General features: G+C 63.7%; 13 protein-coding genes. 11 read left to right on the top strand and 2 right to left on the bottom strand.

Annotated features, from left to right (window positions below; genetic code table 11):
• The first annotated feature begins 74 nt into the window (after positions 1-74).
• From IC608_RS07355 to gltX, 3 genes are read left to right on the top strand one after another with little or no spacing between them, the layout of a single operon-like run.
• Positions 75-1,040: a hypothetical protein gene (locus tag IC608_RS07355; protein WP_191774089.1), complete on the top strand. Its 966-nt coding sequence runs from the start codon at positions 75-77 to the stop codon at positions 1,038-1,040.
• Between the two features lie 53 nt (positions 1,041-1,093).
• Positions 1,094-2,800, top strand: a complete 1,707-nt coding sequence (locus IC608_RS07350; protein ID WP_191774088.1) for an NAD+ synthase — start codon at positions 1,094-1,096, stop codon at positions 2,798-2,800.
• Positions 2,797-4,125 carry a glutamate--tRNA ligase gene (gene gltX, locus IC608_RS07345; RefSeq protein ID WP_191774086.1) on the top strand — a complete coding sequence of 443 codons (1,329 nt, stop codon included), beginning with the start codon at positions 2,797-2,799 and terminating at the stop codon, positions 4,123-4,125. Before IC608_RS07350 ends, gltX begins: the two co-directional genes overlap by 4 nt.
• On the opposite strand, the gene IC608_RS07340 is transcribed toward gltX, so the two are convergent.
• Positions 4,070-5,215, bottom strand: coding sequence for a DUF2865 domain-containing protein (locus IC608_RS07340; RefSeq protein WP_191774084.1), 1,146 nt, complete (start codon positions 5,213-5,215; stop codon positions 4,070-4,072). The genes gltX and IC608_RS07340 overlap by 56 nt on opposite strands.
• Positions 5,216-5,350: 135 nt before the next feature.
• Here IC608_RS07340 and IC608_RS07335 point away from each other — a divergent pair, with 135 nt between their 5' ends.
• The 8 genes from IC608_RS07335 to IC608_RS07300 all read left to right on the top strand — a co-directional run bounded on the left by IC608_RS07335 (position 5,351) and on the right by IC608_RS07300 (position 15,374).
• The gene (locus IC608_RS07335) at positions 5,351-6,355 is read left to right on the top strand and encodes a fumarylacetoacetate hydrolase family protein (RefSeq protein ID WP_191774082.1); all 1,005 of its coding nucleotides are present in this window, start codon (positions 5,351-5,353) and stop codon (positions 6,353-6,355) included.
• Between the two features lie 346 nt (positions 6,356-6,701).
• Positions 6,702-8,081 carry a cysteine--tRNA ligase gene (cysS, locus tag IC608_RS07330; RefSeq protein ID WP_191774080.1) on the top strand — a complete coding sequence of 460 codons (1,380 nt, stop codon included), beginning with the start codon at positions 6,702-6,704 and terminating at the stop codon, positions 8,079-8,081.
• Positions 8,082-8,150: 69 nt separating this feature from the next.
• A complete protein-coding gene (locus tag IC608_RS07325; protein ID WP_191774078.1) occupies positions 8,151-8,534 on the top strand; it encodes a VOC family protein in 384 nt (127 codons plus the stop codon).
• Between the two features lie 51 nt (positions 8,535-8,585).
• Entirely contained in the window at positions 8,586-9,083 is a 498-nt protein-coding gene (locus IC608_RS07320) for a GFA family protein (protein WP_191774076.1), read from the top strand.
• A gap of 14 nt (positions 9,084-9,097) precedes the next feature.
• Positions 9,098-10,708, top strand: coding sequence for a citramalate synthase (gene cimA, locus IC608_RS07315; protein ID WP_191774075.1), 1,611 nt, complete (start codon positions 9,098-9,100; stop codon positions 10,706-10,708).
• Positions 10,709-10,912: 204 nt separating this feature from the next.
• Positions 10,913-13,054, top strand: coding sequence for a LysM peptidoglycan-binding domain-containing protein (locus tag IC608_RS07310; RefSeq protein ID WP_191774073.1), 2,142 nt, complete (start codon positions 10,913-10,915; stop codon positions 13,052-13,054).
• Between the two features lie 107 nt (positions 13,055-13,161).
• Positions 13,162-13,479 (top strand): ArsR/SmtB family transcription factor, encoded by a 318-nt coding sequence (locus tag IC608_RS07305; RefSeq protein WP_191774071.1) that lies wholly within the window; start codon positions 13,162-13,164, stop codon positions 13,477-13,479.
• Positions 13,479-15,374, top strand: coding sequence for an ABCB family ABC transporter ATP-binding protein/permease (locus tag IC608_RS07300; RefSeq protein WP_191774069.1), 1,896 nt, complete (start codon positions 13,479-13,481; stop codon positions 15,372-15,374). The genes IC608_RS07305 and IC608_RS07300 overlap by 1 nt, the downstream gene beginning before the upstream one ends.
• 166 nt (positions 15,375-15,540) lie before the next feature.
• On the opposite strand, the gene IC608_RS07295 is transcribed toward IC608_RS07300, so the two are convergent.
• Positions 15,541-18,876, bottom strand: a complete 3,336-nt coding sequence (locus IC608_RS07295; RefSeq protein ID WP_191774067.1) for an efflux RND transporter permease subunit — start codon at positions 18,874-18,876, stop codon at positions 15,541-15,543.
• Between the last annotated feature and the right edge of the window lie 4 nt (positions 18,877-18,880).

Below are 18,880 nucleotides of genomic sequence, written 5' to 3'. Positions count from 1 at the left end.
AGCGCGCCGATTTTATCAGAACATTAACTGTGGCGGGCCAAGCTGGCAGATGACATCTGCAAAAGAGTGGTGACATGAGAGCGTCCTTGTCGGCCATCGCCGTGCTTTCCTTGATCGCCACACCAGCGGTCGCCGCGGACATCGCCGACATGCGCCCGCCGCCTGATCAGCCGCCACAGAGCCAGGAGAGCCCCCTCAGGTTCGAGGCTGGTCTGCGGTACTGGCTGAGCTGGGGTCGGCAGGAGGCAGGCTTCGCCGTTCCCAATCTTGGCGATGTCACGCTCAACAGCGACGACACCACGCACATCGTCGAGGCCTATGGCCGCGTCGACGATCTTTATACAAGCACGTTCCTCAAAGGTCAGGCTGGGATCGGCCTTGCCACGACCGGCACCTACGACATTGCTCCGGCGGGGTCGGGTTCGATCGGCACGGGGTCGCGCATCGGCTATGCCGGTATCGACTACGGCTGGATGCCGCTCGGGCAGATGGACGGACCCGCCGCCCTGGGCGGCTTTGTCGGCTACACCTATTGGAAGGATGCGCCCGATATCGGCACCGGGCAGGTCGCCGCAACGTTCGGTCCAGGTGGTGCTCCAACCAGCTTCAGTGCGGCCCAGGACGACTTCGACATTCATGCCCTGCGCATCGGCCTTCGGGGCACGGCTGACATGGGCGCCTTCGACATTCAGGGTGAAGTGGCAGCAGTCCCCTACGCTCATGTGTCCGGCGCCCTGGGTGGCAGCAGCCCGAACGGCTTCGTGTTTCCCGCCTTGCCGGGAGTTCCGGTCTACGAAAACCAGCAGACGAAGCTCTCCGGCTGGGGCTATGGTGTCATGACCGAGGCGATGCTCGGCTTTCACCCGACGGACAACCTGACCGTGCGCGTCGGAGGCCGGGCCTGGTACCTGCAGGGGAAGCTGGATGCCGTCTTCAATGGCACGGCAGGGGGAACCAACCAGCCGTCCATGGACCTGACGTCCACGTTCGCGTCCATATTCCGCTATGGCGCCCTCGTGGAGGTGTCCGGCCGCTTCTAGCCGGGCGCTTGCCCTCATCCGGCCGAGCGGCTAAGTCTGCCGCGCGCTGGCCGATGTCACGCGCGCCCGTCCAACACCAGGCCCGCAAGACCGTGACAGACAAGCTCCGCATAGCGCTCGCCCAGCTCAATCCGAAGGTGGGCGATATCGCAGGCAATCTTGCCCTGGCGCGCAAGGCGCTGGCGGATGCTGTCGCGGCAGATGCAGATATCCTGATGCTGTCTGAATTGTTCCTGACAGGCTACTTTCCCGACGACCTGCTGTTCAAGCCACAGTTCGTCGCCGACGCCATCGAGGCAGCCAAGACGCTGGCGGTCGAGACCGGCGGGACGGAAACGGTGCTGGTCCTGCCAACGATCTGGCACGACAAGACAGGCCTGCACAACGCGGTGCTGGTTGCGGAAAAGGGCGAGATCATAGCCCTCCGGTTCAAGCGCGAACTGCCCAATACTGACGTCTTCTACGAAGCGCGCTACTTTGCCTCGGGGCCGCTGCCCTTGCCGGTTGCGATCAAAGGCGTTCCGGTCGGCATCCCGATCTGCGAAGACATCTGGCACGCTTCGGTCTGCGAGCATCTGGCGATGCGCGGCGCCGAAATAATGCTATGCCCCAATGGGTCGCCCTATTGGACGGCCAAACAGCATCTGCGCAAGGATCTGGTGCGGGCGCGGGTCGCCGAAGATGGCGTGCCGCTGATCTACCTGAACCAGGTGGGTGGGCAGGACGAGCTGGTATTCGACGGCGCCTCATTCGCCATGGAGCCGGGCGACCGACTGGTCCTGCAGGGCAAGTCCTTTGCGGCCGATTTCATCGTCTCCGATTGGGTTCGAACCGATGCGGGTTGGGCCTGTAAGGAGGGACGGGTCGAGCCGCTGACGTCCGTCGAGGAGGCGCCTTGGCGAGCCAGCGTTCTCGGATTGCGAGACTATGTCCACAAGAACGGCTTCAGCCACGTGGTGCTCGGATTATCCGGGGGCATCGACAGTGCTGTGGTGGCAGCACTTGCCGTCGACGCGCTTGGAGCCGACAAGGTGCACTGCATCATGCTGCCCTACCGCTATACCTCCGAGGCCAGCTTGCGCGACGCCAAGGCCTGTGCCGAGGCCCTTGGGGTGCGCTACGATGTCGTGGCGATCCGTGATCCGGTGGATAGGGCCCTGGCCGAACTGGCGCCGATCTTCGGCAGCCGCCCGCTTGATACGACCGAGGAAAATATCCAGTCCCGAATGCGCGGTACGATCCTGATGGCGGTGAGCAACAAGCTCGGCTCCATGCTGCTGACCACGGGAAACAAGTCTGAAATGGGGGTGGGATACGCCACCATCTATGGCGACATGAACGGCGGCTACAATCCGCTCAAGGACATGTTCAAGATGCAGGTCTACGCGTTGGCCGACTGGCGCAACAAGCACATGCCCGGTAATTGCCTCGGACCGACGGGAGAAGTCGTTCCACGGGCCATCATTGACAAGGCACCCAGCGCTGAGCTGCGCCCCGATCAGACAGACCAGGACAGCCTGCCACCCTATCCGGTACTGGACGACATCCTGACCTGCATCGTCGAGGAGGAGATGAGCCTCCGGGACGTAGTGGCGCGTGGACATGATGCGGCGCTGGTCAAGCGCATCGAACGCCTCATCAACATCGCCGAATACAAGCGCCGCCAGTCGGCACCCGGCCCCAAGCTCACGCCCAAAGCGTTCGGCCTGGGACGCAAATATCCCATTACCAATGGCTACAAGGACCTGACCATCGGATGAGCGTTGTTGTTCGCTGGGCACCGTCCCCCACAGGGCGTATCCATCTCGGCAATGCGCGGCCGGCGCTGCTGAACTGGTTCTTTGCCCGCCGCCACGGCGGTCGCTATGTCCTGCGCATGGACGACACCGACCTCAGCCGCTCCACCCGCGAGTTTGCCGATGGGATCGAGCAGGACCTGGCTTGGCTCGGAGTGACGCCCGACCTGCTCGTGCGTCAATCGGACCGAACGGCGCTTTACGATGCGGCGCGTGACCGGCTGGTCGCTGCGGGCCGCCTCTACCCCTGCTACGAGACGGAGGATGAACTCGATCGCAAGCGGGCGAGGGCGCGGCTCCTGGGCAAGCCCCCGATCTATGACCGTGCAGCTCTCTCCCTCACCGACGAAGATCGGGCGCGATTGAAGGCGGAAGGCCGAAAGCCACACTGGCGTTTCCGGCTCGATGGACGGCCCGTCCAGTTCGACGACCTGATCAAGGGGCCGCAGACGGTCAACACCGCCTCCATGTCCGACCCCGTGCTGATCCGCGCCGATGGCTCCTACCTCTATACGCTGCCCTCCGTGGTCGACGACATCGACCTCGGCGTGACCCATGTCATCCGCGGGGAGGACCACGTGTCCAACACGGGGACCCAGATCGAAATCTTCGAAGCGCTGGGCGGCCCGGTGCCCACCTTCGGCCACCATAACCTCCTCATCGATGCGCAAGGGCAGGGGTTCTCCAAGCGCGCAGGCTCCCAATCGATCGCTGATCTGCGGCAAGAAGGCTACGAACCTTTGGCCGTCGCCATCGCCGCGACATTGACCGGCACAAGCCTGCCGGTTGAACCCTATGCCAGCCTTGATGCCATTGCCGAACGACTCGACTTTTCCATGATTTCGCACGGCTCGGCCCGTTTCGACCCTGCCGAACTCGATGGGCTCAACGCGCGCATGCTGCATTCCATGCCTTATGCGGAGGCGGCCTCGCGCCTGTCTGCAATCGGGATGGAAGGCGAAGCGATCTGGAACCTGTTTCGCGACAACCTGGCCAAGTTCAAGGATATTGCGGAATGGTCGGCTGTGCTTCACGGGCCGATCGATCATGAACCAGCACCGGAAGATATTGAGTACCTGACGCTGGCCAGGGCCCTGTTGCCGCCCGAGCCCTGGGACGAAACCATATGGGCGACCTGGACGAATGCCCTGAAGGCCGCGACGGGCCGCAAGGGCAAGGCCCTCTTCCTGCCGCTCCGCCTGGCACTGACTGGCCGTCACGACGGGCCGGAGCTTAAGAGCCTGCTCGTCCTGCTTGGGCGTAAGGCGTGTCTGGACCGACTACCCTGACGGTCCTATCCCCCAACTGGATCAGCCGCAGCTTGTCGTTTGCCGCTTCCTGAGTGGTCGCCTGTGTGGCGGCAGTGCTGCCCGGCCGGGGACGCGGAAGCGGGACGTCGGCCATTGCGACGGTGCTGACCGGCGCGGCGGCGACCGGCGCCTGAACAGGCGCGACACCTCGAGGGTCACGCATCGGCAATGGGAAGCGAACGCCATTGAGCTCGACCATGGCACGACCCGTTCCCGTCGCCGTACTGGCGCGCGTGATGGTGCCGTCAGCGGTCGGCCTGACGGTACAACTAGCGGATTGGTCGAACTTGTTGCGATAGGCAAAGGCCGTCGGCAGCGACGTGTAGGGCTGGCCATACATGTTGCGCATCTGCTCGGGCTCTTCACCCGGGTTGTTGTAGAAATAGAGGTCTACCGACGTATTCGGGCAGCTTTGCTGGCAGGTCTGGGCATCGTTGGCGATATATTCCTGCAGCGTCGAGTAGCTGATGGGCCAGAAATACCCGTCGCTGAGGCGGACGCACACCGTACGGACCGTGTTGTAGCCCTGCGAGTTCCAGTAGTCGCCGCCGTCGATCATCTGGCCATTGGTGAAGTCGCCTTCGGTGGTGCTGCCAAAGACGCGGTCGAACACCGACTGGCGGTCCTGGGAAAATCCAGCGCTCGATCCGCTATTGCACCCGAAACGGGCCATTTCCTGCAAAATGGCCTCGCGCTGTCCCGCGACAGCGTTGGCCGTCTCAACCGACTGGGAGACGTCGGCGTATTCGCGCCGCAACCGTAGGACGTCCCGCCCGATCTGCTGGCACTGTCTTGTAAGCTGGCGCCCCGCTTTCGCGTCGTCATTGCAGCCGCCGCGGATGTACTGGCTCTCGGCATCCTGCACCTGCGCGGCAAGTTGCCGGGCCTGCCGGGAATTGCTGCCCGAGCGCTGAAAATCGGCATTGCTGTCGAACTGGCGCAGGGCCCCCTGCAGGTTGGCACACTGGCTCGATTGCGCATAGGCCGACTGCACGTCGAGCGCAAAGAGAAGCGTGCCGAACAGCACGAGCATCAGGGCGCGGACGCCATTGCCGTTGAGAGTCACCATGGTATTCCGTTCGCCGGCCGCAACATTTGTCGGCTTCTGGCCCTTAAGACATCGCTAGGGCGCATGGCAACATTATAGCGCCTCGCACGCCTGCGGTAGGGCTGCGCCGCAACACGAGACCGAGAGACAGACGCGATGAAACTTGCCACCTTGCGCTCCAGCCGACCTGACGGGCAGCTCGTGGTCGTCTCCGACGATGCCACCCGCTGCGTTTCGGCGGGGCGAATCGCGCCGTACCTGCAGGGGGCGCTGGATGATTGGGAGGCAGCGGCTCCCGCGCTTGAGGATCTGGCTGCACAGCTTGACGCCGGCGCCATCGCGGGACAGCCCTTCGACCCCGCCATGACGCATGCGCCCCTGCCGCGTGCCTACCAGTGGATCGACGGCTCGGGCTATCTCAGCCACCTCGAACGTGTCCGCTCGCTCAAGGGCAGCAAGGATGCGGAACTGCAGTCGGTGCGACCCCTCATGTACCAGGGTGCGTCGGACTCATTTTCGGCGCCCACCGCTCCGATCGTGGTTCCGTCCGACGACCTGGCGCTCGACAGCGAAGCCGAGGTGGTCGTGATCACCGGGCCTGTGCCCATGCGCCCCAGCAGGGAAACAGCTTCGGCGGCCATCCGTCTCGTGACTGTCTGCAACGATGTATCTCTCCGCAAGCTCGTGCTCGACGATCTGCAGAACGGGTTTGGCTTTTTCCACGCCAAGCCCGCCACCACCTTCGCCCCCATTGTCCAGACGCCGGAAAGCCTCGGCTCGGCCTGGCGCGACAACCGGTTGCATCTGCCGGTGCGTGTGGAGGTCAACGGCACGCTTTACGGTCAGCCGAACGCCGGCGTCGGCATGCACTTCGATTTCGCCGACCTTATTGTGGAAGCGGCTCGCACCCGCAAACTGGCGGCCGGCACCATTATTGGCGGTGGCACGATTTCCAATCCGCACGACGAGACCTTGCCGATCAAGCGCGATGGCATCGGCTTTGCCTGCATCGCTGAAGCGCGAACCGCCGAAAAGGCGAAGTACGGTCGCGCGCGGACGCCCTTCCTGAAGGTTGGGGATAGAATCGCAATTGGGGCCATCGGGGAGGACGGACGCTCGGTTTTCGGGCAGATGGATCAGAACGTCGAACTGCTGGATTGATTGAGTCACAATCCCGTGTAGGCGTTGGGTCAAGGCCGAGACCGTGTCAGTCTCTGCCTTGGTTGGTGCAGCGAATTGTTCATCAGTCTGGGGCTTCGGCTCCCTACGTGCATATCGCCTCCAAAGCGATGGGCGGTCTTCGGACCGCCCTTTTTTGTTTTCGCTTGATTTCCGGGCGGCAGGCAGTCAATCTCCGGCCCATGAAGATCCAAGGCATTCAGATTATCGACTGCATTATTACCTGCTAACCCAGCGTTGGCGGAGCGGTCTTCTTCATCCCGATAGATGTCAAAGGACAAAGGCTCCCGCCAGGGCAATCATACCGTCTGGCCAGAGGAAGCCATTGATGTCCACGGCAAAGCCGCAGCTCGCCTTCTACAACACGTTGACGCGGTCCAAGGCGCCCTTCGTGCCGATGGACGCAGGCAATGTGCGCCTCTACGCCTGCGGGCCGACGGTCTATGACTTCGCCCACATCGGCAACGGCCGGGCCGCCATTGTTTTCGACCTGCTGTTCCGCCTGCTGCGCCACACCTACGGCGCCGACCACGTCACCTATGTGCGCAACATCACGGACGTCGACGACAAGATCAACGCGCGCGCCCTGCGCGATCACCCGGAACTGCCGCTCAACGAAGCAATTCGTAAAGTCACGGAGACGACGGCCGCGCAGTACCAGAAAGACGTGGCGGCGCTGGGGTGCCTCGAACCGACCATCCAGCCCCGTGCGACCGAGAACATCGAGGAGATGCAGCGCCTCATCGCGACGCTTGTCCAACGCGGCCATGCCTACGAGGCCGGCGGCGAAGTGTTGTTCGCAGTCGATTCCATGCCCGACTACGGTCAGCTCTCGGGCCGCAACCTCGAGGACAATCTGGCGGGCGCCCGCATTGCCGTCGATGCGAACAAGCGCAATCCGGCCGATTTCGTCCTGTGGAAGCAGTCGTCCGCCGAAGAGCCCGGCTGGGACAGCCCCTGGGGGCGCGGTCGCCCCGGCTGGCATATCGAATGCTCCGCCATGTCCGAGCGCTATCTGGGGGAGACCTTCGACATTCACGGTGGCGGTCTCGACCTCATCTTCCCGCACCACGAAAACGAGATCGCCCAGTCCCGCTGCGCCCACGGCTCGCACGCCATGGCCAATGTGTGGATGCACAACGGCTTCCTTCAGGTGGAGGGCCAGAAGATGAGCAAGTCACTGGGCAATTTCTTCACCATCCACCAGCTGCTCGAGACCACCGATTTCGGTGGCCGCAAATGGCCGGGCGAAGTGCTGCGGCTGGCTATGCTGATGACGCACTACCGCGAGCCGATCGACTTCTCGCAGCGCCGCTTGGAAGAGGCCGTAAACCTGCTCGAAAAGTGGGAACGGGTCGCAGGGGACGCTGGGCCTGCAAAGGACATCGAGGCGGACCTCATCGCCCGGCTGGCCGACGACCTTGATACGCCCGGTGCCATCGCGCGACTGCACGCCCTCATCATGGACGAGGGGAAGGCACCTGAAGGCCTGGCACTTGCGGAGCTCATGGGCCTGCGCATCCGCCGCGAGGTTTCCGTCGATGCAGCGGTTGCCGATCAGGTTGCGGCTCGCCTGGCAGCCCTCAACGCCAAGGACTTCGCCCAGGCCGACGCGATCCGCGCCGATCTTGCAAAGTGCGGCATCGTCCTGATGGACTACAAGGACGAGGCCGGGCAGCGCCAGACCAGGTGGGAGGTGAAGCGTTGATCGCCGTCCTGCCACACTCTGTCACGGCCCTTCGCTCATCTGCAGTCTCCTCGAACCGGAGCTGCAAAGATGCTTGATCACGTTGGAATTCTCGTCGCCGATTGGACCAAGGCCAAGGCCTTCTACGATGCTGCCTTCGCCCCGCTCGGCATCACGCTCCTCAGCGTCATCCCGCAAGAGTACACCGGCGGCGTCAAGGTGGGCGGTTATGGCAAGGACGCACCCGATTTCTGGCTGACGGAAGCCGCCGATGTTGGTCCGGGCCGCCACTATGCCTTCCGGGCCGACACCCGCGCCGCCGTGGATGCGTTCTATGCTGCGGCCATTGGCAATGGTGGCCGCGACAACGGCGGCCCAGGTCTCCGCCCGCAATACCATCCCAACTACTACGGCGCCTTTGTTATCGACCCCGACGGCAACAATCTGGAGGCAGTGTGTCATGCTCCGGAGTGATGCCGGGGTGGGCGACGTGATATGGACAGCATTGCAAGGGGAGCACCGAGCATGACCGACGACAGCTATCGTTTTCACGACCGTTCGGGGGGCTGCCAGTGCGGCGCCGTGCGCTTCCACGCGACCGAACTGCTTGACAATCCGCACATCTGCTATTGCCGCATGTGCCAGAAGGCGGCGGGCAATCTGTTCGCTTCCCTGGTCGGTGTGGGTCACGAACACCTGACCTGGACGCGCGGAGAACCGGCAGAATTCAAGAGTTCTGACCATGTCGCGCGCGGCTTTTGCCGGGACTGCGGCACGCCGCTCTACTACCGCACCGTTGGTGGTCCGCACGTCTCGCTGACCATCGGCGCCTTCGATGACCCGGCGTCCATTCCCGTGCTCTACCAGATGGGTATGGAGGGCAAGCACCCTTCGCTGAAGAACCTCGACGGCGTCGAAGACGTCGGCACCACGGAAGAGGGCATGGCCGACCAGGTGGCCTCCATCCGGGCCAGCAATCGACAGCACCCCGACCACGACACGGCCACCTGGCCGCCCCGATAGTGCCGAGTAGCGCCATGTTCCGCGAACGCCTTTATCTCTTCGACACCACCCTGCGCGATGGGGCGCAGACGGCCGGCATCGAGTTCTCGCTCGAGGACAAGATCGCCATTGCCCGCATGCTCGAAGAGATTGGCGTCGACTACATTGAAGGCGGCTACCCGGGCGCGAACCCGGTCGATACCGAATTTTTCGAAACCGAGCGCACCAAAAGGGCCACCTTCACCGCCTTTGGCATGACCAAGCGGGCAGGGCGCTCCGCAGCCAATGACCCGGGGGTGCAGGCGCTGGTCAACTCCGCTGCCCCGGCCACCTGCTTCGTGGCCAAGGCCTGGGACTATCAGGTCGACCTTGCGCTTGGCTCGAGCACAGAGGAGCACCTTGAAGGACTGGCCGATACGGTGGGCGTTGCCGCCGCCGCGGGCAAGGAAGTGCTGGTCGACCTTGAGCATTTCTTCGATGGCTTCAAGGCTAACCCCGACTATGCCCTGTCGTGCGTTCGCACGGCGCTGGACGCCGGTGCCCGCTGGGTCGTCCTCTGCGATACCAATGGGGGCACCATGCCGAGCGAGGTGCGGCAGATCGTCGGTGCTGTCCTGGAGATCGCGCCCGGAGACCATCTGGGCATCCATTCGCACGACGACACGGGGCAGGCCGTCGCCAACGCCCTGGCTGCTGTCGAGGCCGGCGTGCGTCAGGTACAGGGAACGCTGAACGGACTCGGTGAGCGTTGCGGCAACGCCAACCTCATCACCCTCATCCCGACACTGGCGCTGAAGCCCTTCTATGCCGAGCGCTTCGAAACCGGGGTGACGCCCTCCCATCTCCAGCGGCTCACGAGCATCTCCCGCGCCTTCGACGATCGGCTCAATCGCGCACCCGCCCGGCAGGCGCCCTATGTCGGCGCATCCGCCTTCGCGACGAAGGCCGGCATCCACGCCTCGGCGCTGCTCAAGGATTTTTCCACCTATGAGCACGTGGCGCCGGAGGGCGTCGGCAACGAGCGGGCGATCATGGTCAGCCAGCAGGCCGGCAAGTCCAATCTGCTCACGGCATTGGCTCGCCACGGCATTACCCTCGAAAAGGATGACCCACGGCTGGAGAAGTTGCTCAAGACCGTGAAGGAGCGCGAAGCGCGCGGCTATTCCTACGATGGCGCCGATGCCTCCTTCGCCGTCCTGGCCCGACGCAGCCTCGGCACGCTCCCGAAATTCTTCGAGGTCGAGAACTATCGCGCCTCGGTCGAGCGCCGGCACAATGCGATGGGCGAGGAGGTGACCGTCACCGAAGCGGTGGTCAAGGTACGGGTCGATGGCGAGTTGCTGATGTCCGTGGCGGAAGGCAACGGTCCGGTCAACGCCCTCGACCAGGCGCTCCGCAAGGACCTTGGCAAGTATTCGTCGCAGATCGAAGATTTGCGCCTCAGCGACTTCAAGGTGCGTATTCTCGACGGCGGCACGAGCGCGGTCACTCGTGTACTGGTTGAAAGCCGCGATGCAAGCGGCGAGCGCTGGGTGACCATTGGCGTCTCGCCCAACATCATTGATGCTTCCTTTGAAGCTCTGTATGAATCCATCACATATAAGCTGTTGAAGGCTGAAGCGGCACAGACTTCGACAACCGCATAAAGTGACAATACGCCCGCGCAAGTCGCAGGCTGACGAACCGTCCTGGAGGACAAACTGGCCGACCCCACTCCGAAACGTCCTCTTGCTCTGACCATCGGGGCGGCTGGTGTTACCCTTCTTGTCATTCTGGGCGTCTTGACTGGCCCATCCCTCGTCTCGTGTTTCAACAGCGCAGACGGCATGGGCATGTGCCTGCGCGGGAAAATGGCAGACGCCGGGCTGATCCCGCGTACGCCGGAAACCGTGGTGGCCGAGACGGGCGATGTGGCCCCGGAAGAAAGCGCCACCGTCGCCGAGGCGGAGATATCGTCCGACGAAGCCGAACGCGAACCATCCGCTCCGCCGGCGCCCCCGTCCGGTTCTGAGGAGACGCGGTCAGCCGATGCACCGGCCGTAGCCGAGCCTGAACTGGCTGCCGCTCCACCCCCGGCGGACGCGGCTGTCGATGGCGCGAAGGCCGACACGCTCGTGGCCGCCACTTTCGGTCTCCTGCGCGCCCAGCCTGACGGGTCCGTCGTCATTGCCGGCAGCGGCACGCCGGGTAGTGAAGTGGAAATTTTCGCGAACGGCGAACCACTCGGGAGCACGGAAGTCGAACCAAGCGGCGACTGGGTTTTCGTGCCCGACCAGCCTTTGCCGCCTGGCGGCTCCGAAATCACCCTGGGTGAGGCCGGCAAGTCAGGCGAGGCAGACAAGTCTTTTGTCGTCGTGATCGATGAGGACAAGACCAGCCAGCCTCTGGTGGTGGCGAGCGCGCCGGGCGAAGCGAGCGAAGTTCTCCAAGGGCTGGAACCGGACCGCGCGGAAGTCGCCGCGGTCGAGCCGCTCAGCCCGCAATCCGAACCAGCACCGAGCCCGGAACCTTCGGCATCGGCCGAACCGGAACCGGCCCCTGGCGCCTCGGCCCGCGACGGTGACGGGTCTCCCCTTGCCGTGGCGGAAGCCGAAGCGCCAAAACCGCTGTCCCCTGCTACGCCTATAACGCCCGAACCGGCGACCCCCGGTTTGGCCACAAATGAAGACGTGGCGGCAGCATTGCCGAACGGCGCCAACGCCGGGGCGCCTGTCGACAACGAGACGACAGCGCCCGCCGAGCCCTCGGCTACGCCGGACGCATCCGAAGGGGCCGCCCCTAAGTCCGTTGCCTCGGCGGAGCCGTCCAGTTCTGTGCCGTCCGTCCCCGAGGCGCCCGCAGCGCCTGCTACAACTGAGGCCAATGACCCATCCCTGGAAACGCCTGCCCAACCGTCTGAATCGGCTTCGGTATCGGCTGATCAGGGGGCAGTAGCCGTTGCACCAACGGAGTTGGCCCCGGCCAGCCCGACGCCACCCGTCGCGAACGCTGAATCGGTTGCACCCACCATCGACGCCATCGAAATCGAAGGCGACCGCACCTTCTTTGCTGGAGCGGGTCCGGAGGGCGGCACCGTCCGCCTTTATGTCGATGACCAGTTCATCGCCGATGCAGTGGTCGAAGGCGGCCGCTGGCTCGTGGAAGCCGGCAAGGTGCTGACCAAGCCGCTGCAGCGCATCCGCGCCGACCTGCTCGAAGGGAACTCCTCGAAGGTCATCGGGCGTGCGGAGGTGAACTTCGAAATCCAGCTGCCTGCCGCAGAGCCCGAGGCGCCCATTGCCGTGGCGGAGGCCGAGCCTGAGCAAGCTGCTGAGCCCGCCGCGGCCGCCCCGGCGGCGCAGCCTGCAGCCCCCGCTGCGGAGTCGCCTGCTTCGTCGGCGAGTAAGCCTGATGCGGCACAGGTATCCGCGCCTCCGGCATCGTCTTCAACGGTGGTTAAGACAACCGCTGGCGACGCCGTGGCGCCTGCGCCTGCCGAGTCCACGACGTCCGCGCCAACGACAGCAGCCTCCGTACCAGAGAGGACGTCTGCCACAGCGGTGGAGACTGCGGCCCCGGCTGCCGCGACCGAGGGCAATGTAAGCCCGCCGGCCGCCGACAATGAGCCAGCCGCTTCGGCACCAACCGACGCGGCTGCGCCGCAGCCCGATGCCGTCAGTCCTGCTGAAGCGACGCCACCCGCCGCGCCGGCGTCGCCCTCTGCCCCCTCCACTCCGGCAGCAGCCTCCACGGCGCCTGCGGCTCCCGAATCTGCCGCGGAACCCGATGTGCCCACGCTCGTCGCGGTTTCTCTGGGTGATCCGGATGCAGAGCGTTTCGCAGCCGGCAAGGCCATCATCCGCCGCGGCGACAACCTCTGGACCATCGCCCGTCGCGTCTACGGCGAAGGCATCAAGTACACCACCATCTACCAGGCCAACACGGGTCAGATTCGCGACCCCGACCGCATCTACCCCGGTCAGGTGTTTGACCTGCCCAAAGGCGCCCAATAGGCCTTTTGGCGGCGCCTTCTGGCGCCGCCCACCGAGCGGGGATTGACCTGCATGACATTCGACACCATGTTCTATCGCAATTCACCGATATTGCGGCCGGGGCTTCCATGCGCGACGACGATATAGCCAACACGATGCGAGCTTTAGGGCACCCGGTTCGCCTCGAGATCATGCGCATCCTCGCCAAGCAACAGGGCCAGTGTTGCTGCGCGGACGTGACCGACAGCCTGCCTCTGGCACAGTCTACCGTGTCCCAGCACATCAAGGTTCTGCTTGACGCGGGCCTGATCGAGCGCAAGCCGCATGGCACGCGCAATCGCTACATCATTCAGCATGACCGGCTGGCCGAACTCGGCACGGCCTTTGGCGGCTTATTGCAGGGTCTTGTTCCTGCGCCCGTCCACACGGAAGCGGAAACAGCCTGATGGCTCACGACAGCGTCGAGAAGAAGCCGTCCGTCAACGCGGACGAGGGGTCGGTCTTTGCCACGGTGAAGAACCTCTGGCCCTATATGTGGCCGAGCGAGCGTCCCGACCTCAAGCTGCGTGTCGTCTTCGCCATGGGCGCGCTGCTCCTCAGCAAGGTCGCCACGACTCTCGTTCCCTTCGCCTACAAGGGCATCATTGACAGCCTTGACGGCAACGGACCCGACAACGCGCTGATCCTCGGCGTTGCCGTCCCGCTGGTTCTGGCGGTCGCCTATGTGCTCGGCAACATCATGGATGCCGGCTTCCAGCAGTTGCGCGATATCCTTTTTGCCAGCGTGGGTCAGCACGCGGTGCGCAAGCTGGCCCTGCAGACATTCCACCACATGCACCGCCTCTCGCTGCGCTTCCACCTGCAGCGTCGCACTGGCGGCCTCTCCCGCGTTATCGAGCGCGGCGTCAAGGGCATCGAGACGATTGTCCGCTTCGTGGTCCTCAACATCGCCCCGACGATTGTGGAGTTCTTTGTCGTCGCGGCAATCTTCATCTGGATGTTCGGCATCACCTATCTCGGCGTGCTGATCGCCATGATCTGGGGCTATCTCTATTTCACGATCAAGGCCTCCAACTGGCGCATCTCCATCCGGCGCGACATGAATGCCTCGGACACCGATGCCAACGGCAAGGCCATCGACAGCCTCCTCAACTACGAGACGGTGAAGTATTTCGCCAACGAGGAGATGGAAGCCCGACGTTTCGACGGCGCCATGGCAAAATACGAGCGGTCGGCCATCCGCATCTGGACCTCGCTCGGCTTTCTGAACTTCGGCCAGGCCGTCATCTTCTATGGCGGCTTCCTGGTCATTGCGATCATGGCCATCCTGGGCGTGATGAACAGGACGCTGACCTTGGGCGACTTTGTCCTGCTCAATACCTTCCTGCTGCAGATCTACCGCCCCCTCAATATGATCGGCTTCGTCTATCGCGAACTGCGCCAAGCCCTCACCGACATCGAGGAGATGTTCAAGCTGCTCGACAGGGACCCAGAGATCGTCGACAAGCCCGACGCCAAACCCTTGCAGGTGACCGGTCCGGTCATCCGCTTCGAGAACGTCAGCTTCCACTATGATCCAGAGCGCCCCATCCTCAAGGGCGTCAGCTTCGAGGTGCCCGCAGGCGAGACGGTGGCCATCGTCGGCCCGACGGGAGCCGGCAAATCCACGATTTCCCGGCTGCTGTTCCGCTTTTACGACGTGACGTCGGGCCGCATTACCATCGATGGTCAGGACCTGCGCGACGTGACGCAGGAAAGCCTGCGTTCAGCGATCGGCATGGTCCCACAGGACACGGTGCTGTTCAACGACACCATCGGCTACAACATCGAATACGGCCGCCCGGGTGCCAGTCATGAAGAGGTGCGCGCAGCTGCCCGTATGGCCCAGGTCGGTCCATTTATTGAAACGCTGCCGCACGGTTACGAGACGCAGGTAGGGGAGCGCGGGCTAAAGCTCTCGGGTGGCGAAAAGCAGCGCGTGGCCATCGCCCGCACCATCCTCAAGGCGCCGCCCATCCTCATTCTTGACGAGGCGACCTCCGCCCTCGACACCAAGACCGAGCGCGACATCCAGTCGGCTCTGGACGAAGTCTCCCGCAACCGGACCAGCGTCGTCATTGCCCATCGGCTGTCGACCGTGGTCAATGCCGACCAGATTCTCGTTCTGCGCGATGGCGTGGTCGCCGAGCGCGGCAGCCATGCCGAGCTCCTCGCTCAGGATGGCCTCTACGCCCAGATGTGGAACCGCCAGCGTGAGGCGACCGAGGCCGAGGAAGCCCTGGCGCGCACCCAGAATGATCCTGAGGGGTTTGTCCGCCGTGGGCCCGCAGCGGCGGAATAGGACGCTTCTGCTGCCGCTGATGTGGTCAGCCGATTGGCCTCACTGCCACTGCTGTATAGCCGCAATCGACTCCTTGGCCGCGCAGGTGGGGGGACTCGTGAAGGTACATAGGCAAAAAGAGAGGCCCGCATCGCTGCGGGCCTTCTTGCTTGCTGCGGTGAAACCGCTACTCAGCGGCATCCTGCCGGTTGATCCGGGTGTTGCTGGCTTCCTTCTCGTCCAGCCCCGCTTCCCTCGAAACCACGTAGCGCTTGGCTCCATCGGCATCCTCGGGGATCTCCACCGCCATGCCATCGAACCCTGCGGCGACGGCCGTCTGGCTGCGGCGTGAGCGGCCGGTGATCCACCCGAATAAGCGGGCGAACACGCTGCCCAGCCACTTGATCTGAGCCCACATCACCGTCGGCGCGGTGATCATCACCGGCACCATGACGAGGGTCAGAGCGGTCGAGAAGAACAGGCCAGAGACAAGAGCGGCCGAAAGGTGGATGAACCAGGAACCGGCGATTCCACCGACGACGATCTCGCGACGGATGAAGTCGAACTCGACGTTCGCCCACATGGGGATCACACCCAGGGCCGTCAGGAATGCGGTCAGCAGCACCGGCCGTACACGCTGGCTGACGGTGAGCAGCATCGCCTTGACCGCCTCCACGTTCTGGTGCCGGTGGTAATCGTTGTAGGTGTCGATCAGCACGATGCCGTTCTTCACCACGATACCGGCCAGCGCGACGATGCCCAGCCCGGTCATGATGGCCGAGAAGGTCATCCCCGTCAGCAGCATGCCCAGCAACACCCCGGCAACGGACATGACCACCGTCGTGAGCGTCACCATCACCTGATAGAAGCTGTTGTACTCGAGCAGCAGCACGAAGAAGATGATGGCCATGGCCATGCCGAGCGCCTTGACGATGAACGCATTCGCGTCGCCCATCTGTTCTTCGGCACCGCCGAACGCCACGTTGACGCGCTCGGGGAAGTCCTGCTCGGCGATCCAGCCCTGCAGTTCCTGCACCTTGTCGGCCACGTAGACGCCTTCGGGCAGGTTGGTGAGGCCCGCAGCCACGTTCATGACGTAAACTTCGTTACGCCGCTGGATATTGGCGACCTTTGGCACGGCCTTGCGCTCGATGAAGTTGGACACCGGCACCAGACCTTGGCTGGTAGCGATACGCATCGAGTCCAGCGCATCGAACGTGCGTTCGTCCTTCGGCAGGCGCACCTTGATGTCGAGTTCGTCGCCGGTCTCAGCATCGCGGTAGGTGCCCAGGTTGACGCCGGACGTGATCAACTGAACGTAGGGTGCCAGTTCCCGCACACCGATCCCGTATTTGGCAGCCTCGACACGGTCCACCGTGATCTCCCAGTCGATGCCGGGGGAGGGGCGTCCGTCCTCGAGGTCCACAACCTCGGGCCAACTGGCCAGATGGTTATGGATGGCCGTTACCACAGGAACCAGGTCGTCGTAGCTGCTGCTCTCGACCCGCAGGTTGATGTCTTTGCCTGCGGGAGGTCCGTTCTCGGCAGCCAGAACCTGCACGTCAAGGCCCGATATGTCGGCAACACGGCTGCGGATGTCGGTAAAGATCTGCTCCGCCGGGACCCGGTTGCTCCAATCGGTCAACTGCAACTGGAAGTTGCCGATGGTATCGGGCGGCATTGTGCCGAAGGCGCCGGTGGTCCCGAACTGCATGATCACGTCCTGGACGCCCTGGACATTCAGCAGCCGGTCCTGCACCTGCTCGAGCATGTCGCGCACCTGTTCCGGCGAGTAGTTGCCGCGTCCGACGACCGCCACCGTAGCGTATTCCGGCTCCGATGCGGGAAAAGCTTCCGAGCCTGTGGGGTTCGCCGCGTAGAAGCCGAAGATGGCGACGATGATGGCAAAGCCAACGCCGAGCGTCGGCAGCGGCCAGTGGAGCAGGTGCTCCATCGTACGCACGTAGAACCCGGTCAGGCCGCCCACTTTCTTGGTGTCGAACTTGTCCGGGTACATGACGATGTCGGCCTTTTCCTTCTCCTTGGGGTCGACATGGGTCGAGGCAATGACCGAGCCGATCACGGGCATGAAGATCAGCGCGGAGATGAACGAGGCGACCATCACGATGATGACGATCGTCGGCAGATAGCTCATGAACTTGCCGATGATGCCGGGCCAGAAGAGAAGCGGGATGAACGCCCCCAGCGTTGTTGCCGTCGCGCCTACCACCGGGACGAACATCTTGCGCATCGCCATGATGAAGGCTTCGCGCTTGGATACGCCTTCCTGCAGCTTCCGCTCCGCATACTCGACGACCACCACCGGGTCGTCCACCAGCACGCCCACGGCGATAACCAGCCCGAACATCACCATCATGTTGATGGTCATACCCAGGGACTGCGCAACGAGAAACGCTGTCATGAAGGAGAGCGGGATGGACAGGCCGATCATGAGGGCAGGGCGCACGCCCAGCGTCGCCACGCAGGTGATCAGCACCAGCGCCACGGCGGTCAGCACGGCGGCTTCCAGCGAGCGGAACAGGTGCGTCGTGGTTTCGGCCTGATCGAGGAAGAAGGAGTAGGAAACCCCGGCCGGCCAATTCTTGGCCTGCTCCTCGGTGACGGCCCGAACCTTGTCGGACACGTCGATGATGTTGGTGCCAAGCTTCTTCGACACGCCCAGGATCAGAGCGGGGGAGCCGTTGACCTGGGTGTATTCTGTGGCATCCGCCAGGGCGCGCGTCACCGTTGCGACATCACCAAACGTGACGACGGTATCGCCATCGGTCTTGATCGGCAGGCTGTAGACGTCTTCAGGTGTCGTGATCAGCCCCGGCACTTCGATGTTGAATGAGCCGCTGCCGGTGTTAAGCGTGCCGCCCGGCACCACCATGTTGTTGCGGGCCAGCGCGTCGAACAGCTGGTTGGCCGTCAGGCCATAAGCCTCCAGCCGCAGCAGGTCGATGCGAACCTCCAACTGCTCCTCGCGGGCACCGGAAAGCTTGGCCTCACGAACCTCGGCAATGCCTTCGAGCGCGTCCTGCAGGGCCTCTGCACGGCGCACCAGTTCCTTTTCGGGTGCGGAGCCATAGACAGCCACCGAGATGATCGGCTGGCCGACCAGGTCAACCTCCGCCACCACCGGATCCTTCGCCTCGGAGGGAAGCTTGGCCTTGATCGCGTCGATCTTGGCGCGCGTGTCTTGAAGCGCCTTGTCCTTGTTCGTGTTGATGTCGAACTCGAGGAAGATCGAGGCGTGGCCGGTCGTCGAAGTCGACGAGATGTTGTTGAGCCCTGTCAGTGTCGAGAGTTCTTCCTCTGCCGGCTTGGCGAGGAGATTTTCCGCGTCACGCGGTGACACGCCCGTCTGGGAGATCGAGACGTAGAGATAGGGAACGTCGATGGCCGGGAAGCTTTCCTTGGGCATCGAGACATAGGCCGCCGCGCCAGCCCCGAGCAGGAGCAGCATGACCGTCAGCACAACCCGCGGCATCCTGAGGATTTTTTCGATGAAATCGAGCATGGGA

The sequence above is a fragment of the Devosia oryzisoli genome (assembly GCF_014837245.1).
GTDB classification, from domain to species: Bacteria; Pseudomonadota; Alphaproteobacteria; order Rhizobiales; family Devosiaceae; genus Devosia; species Devosia oryzisoli.
Note: the sequence above shows the minus strand (reverse complement) of the source record. Positions and strands in the feature narration are given on the sequence as shown.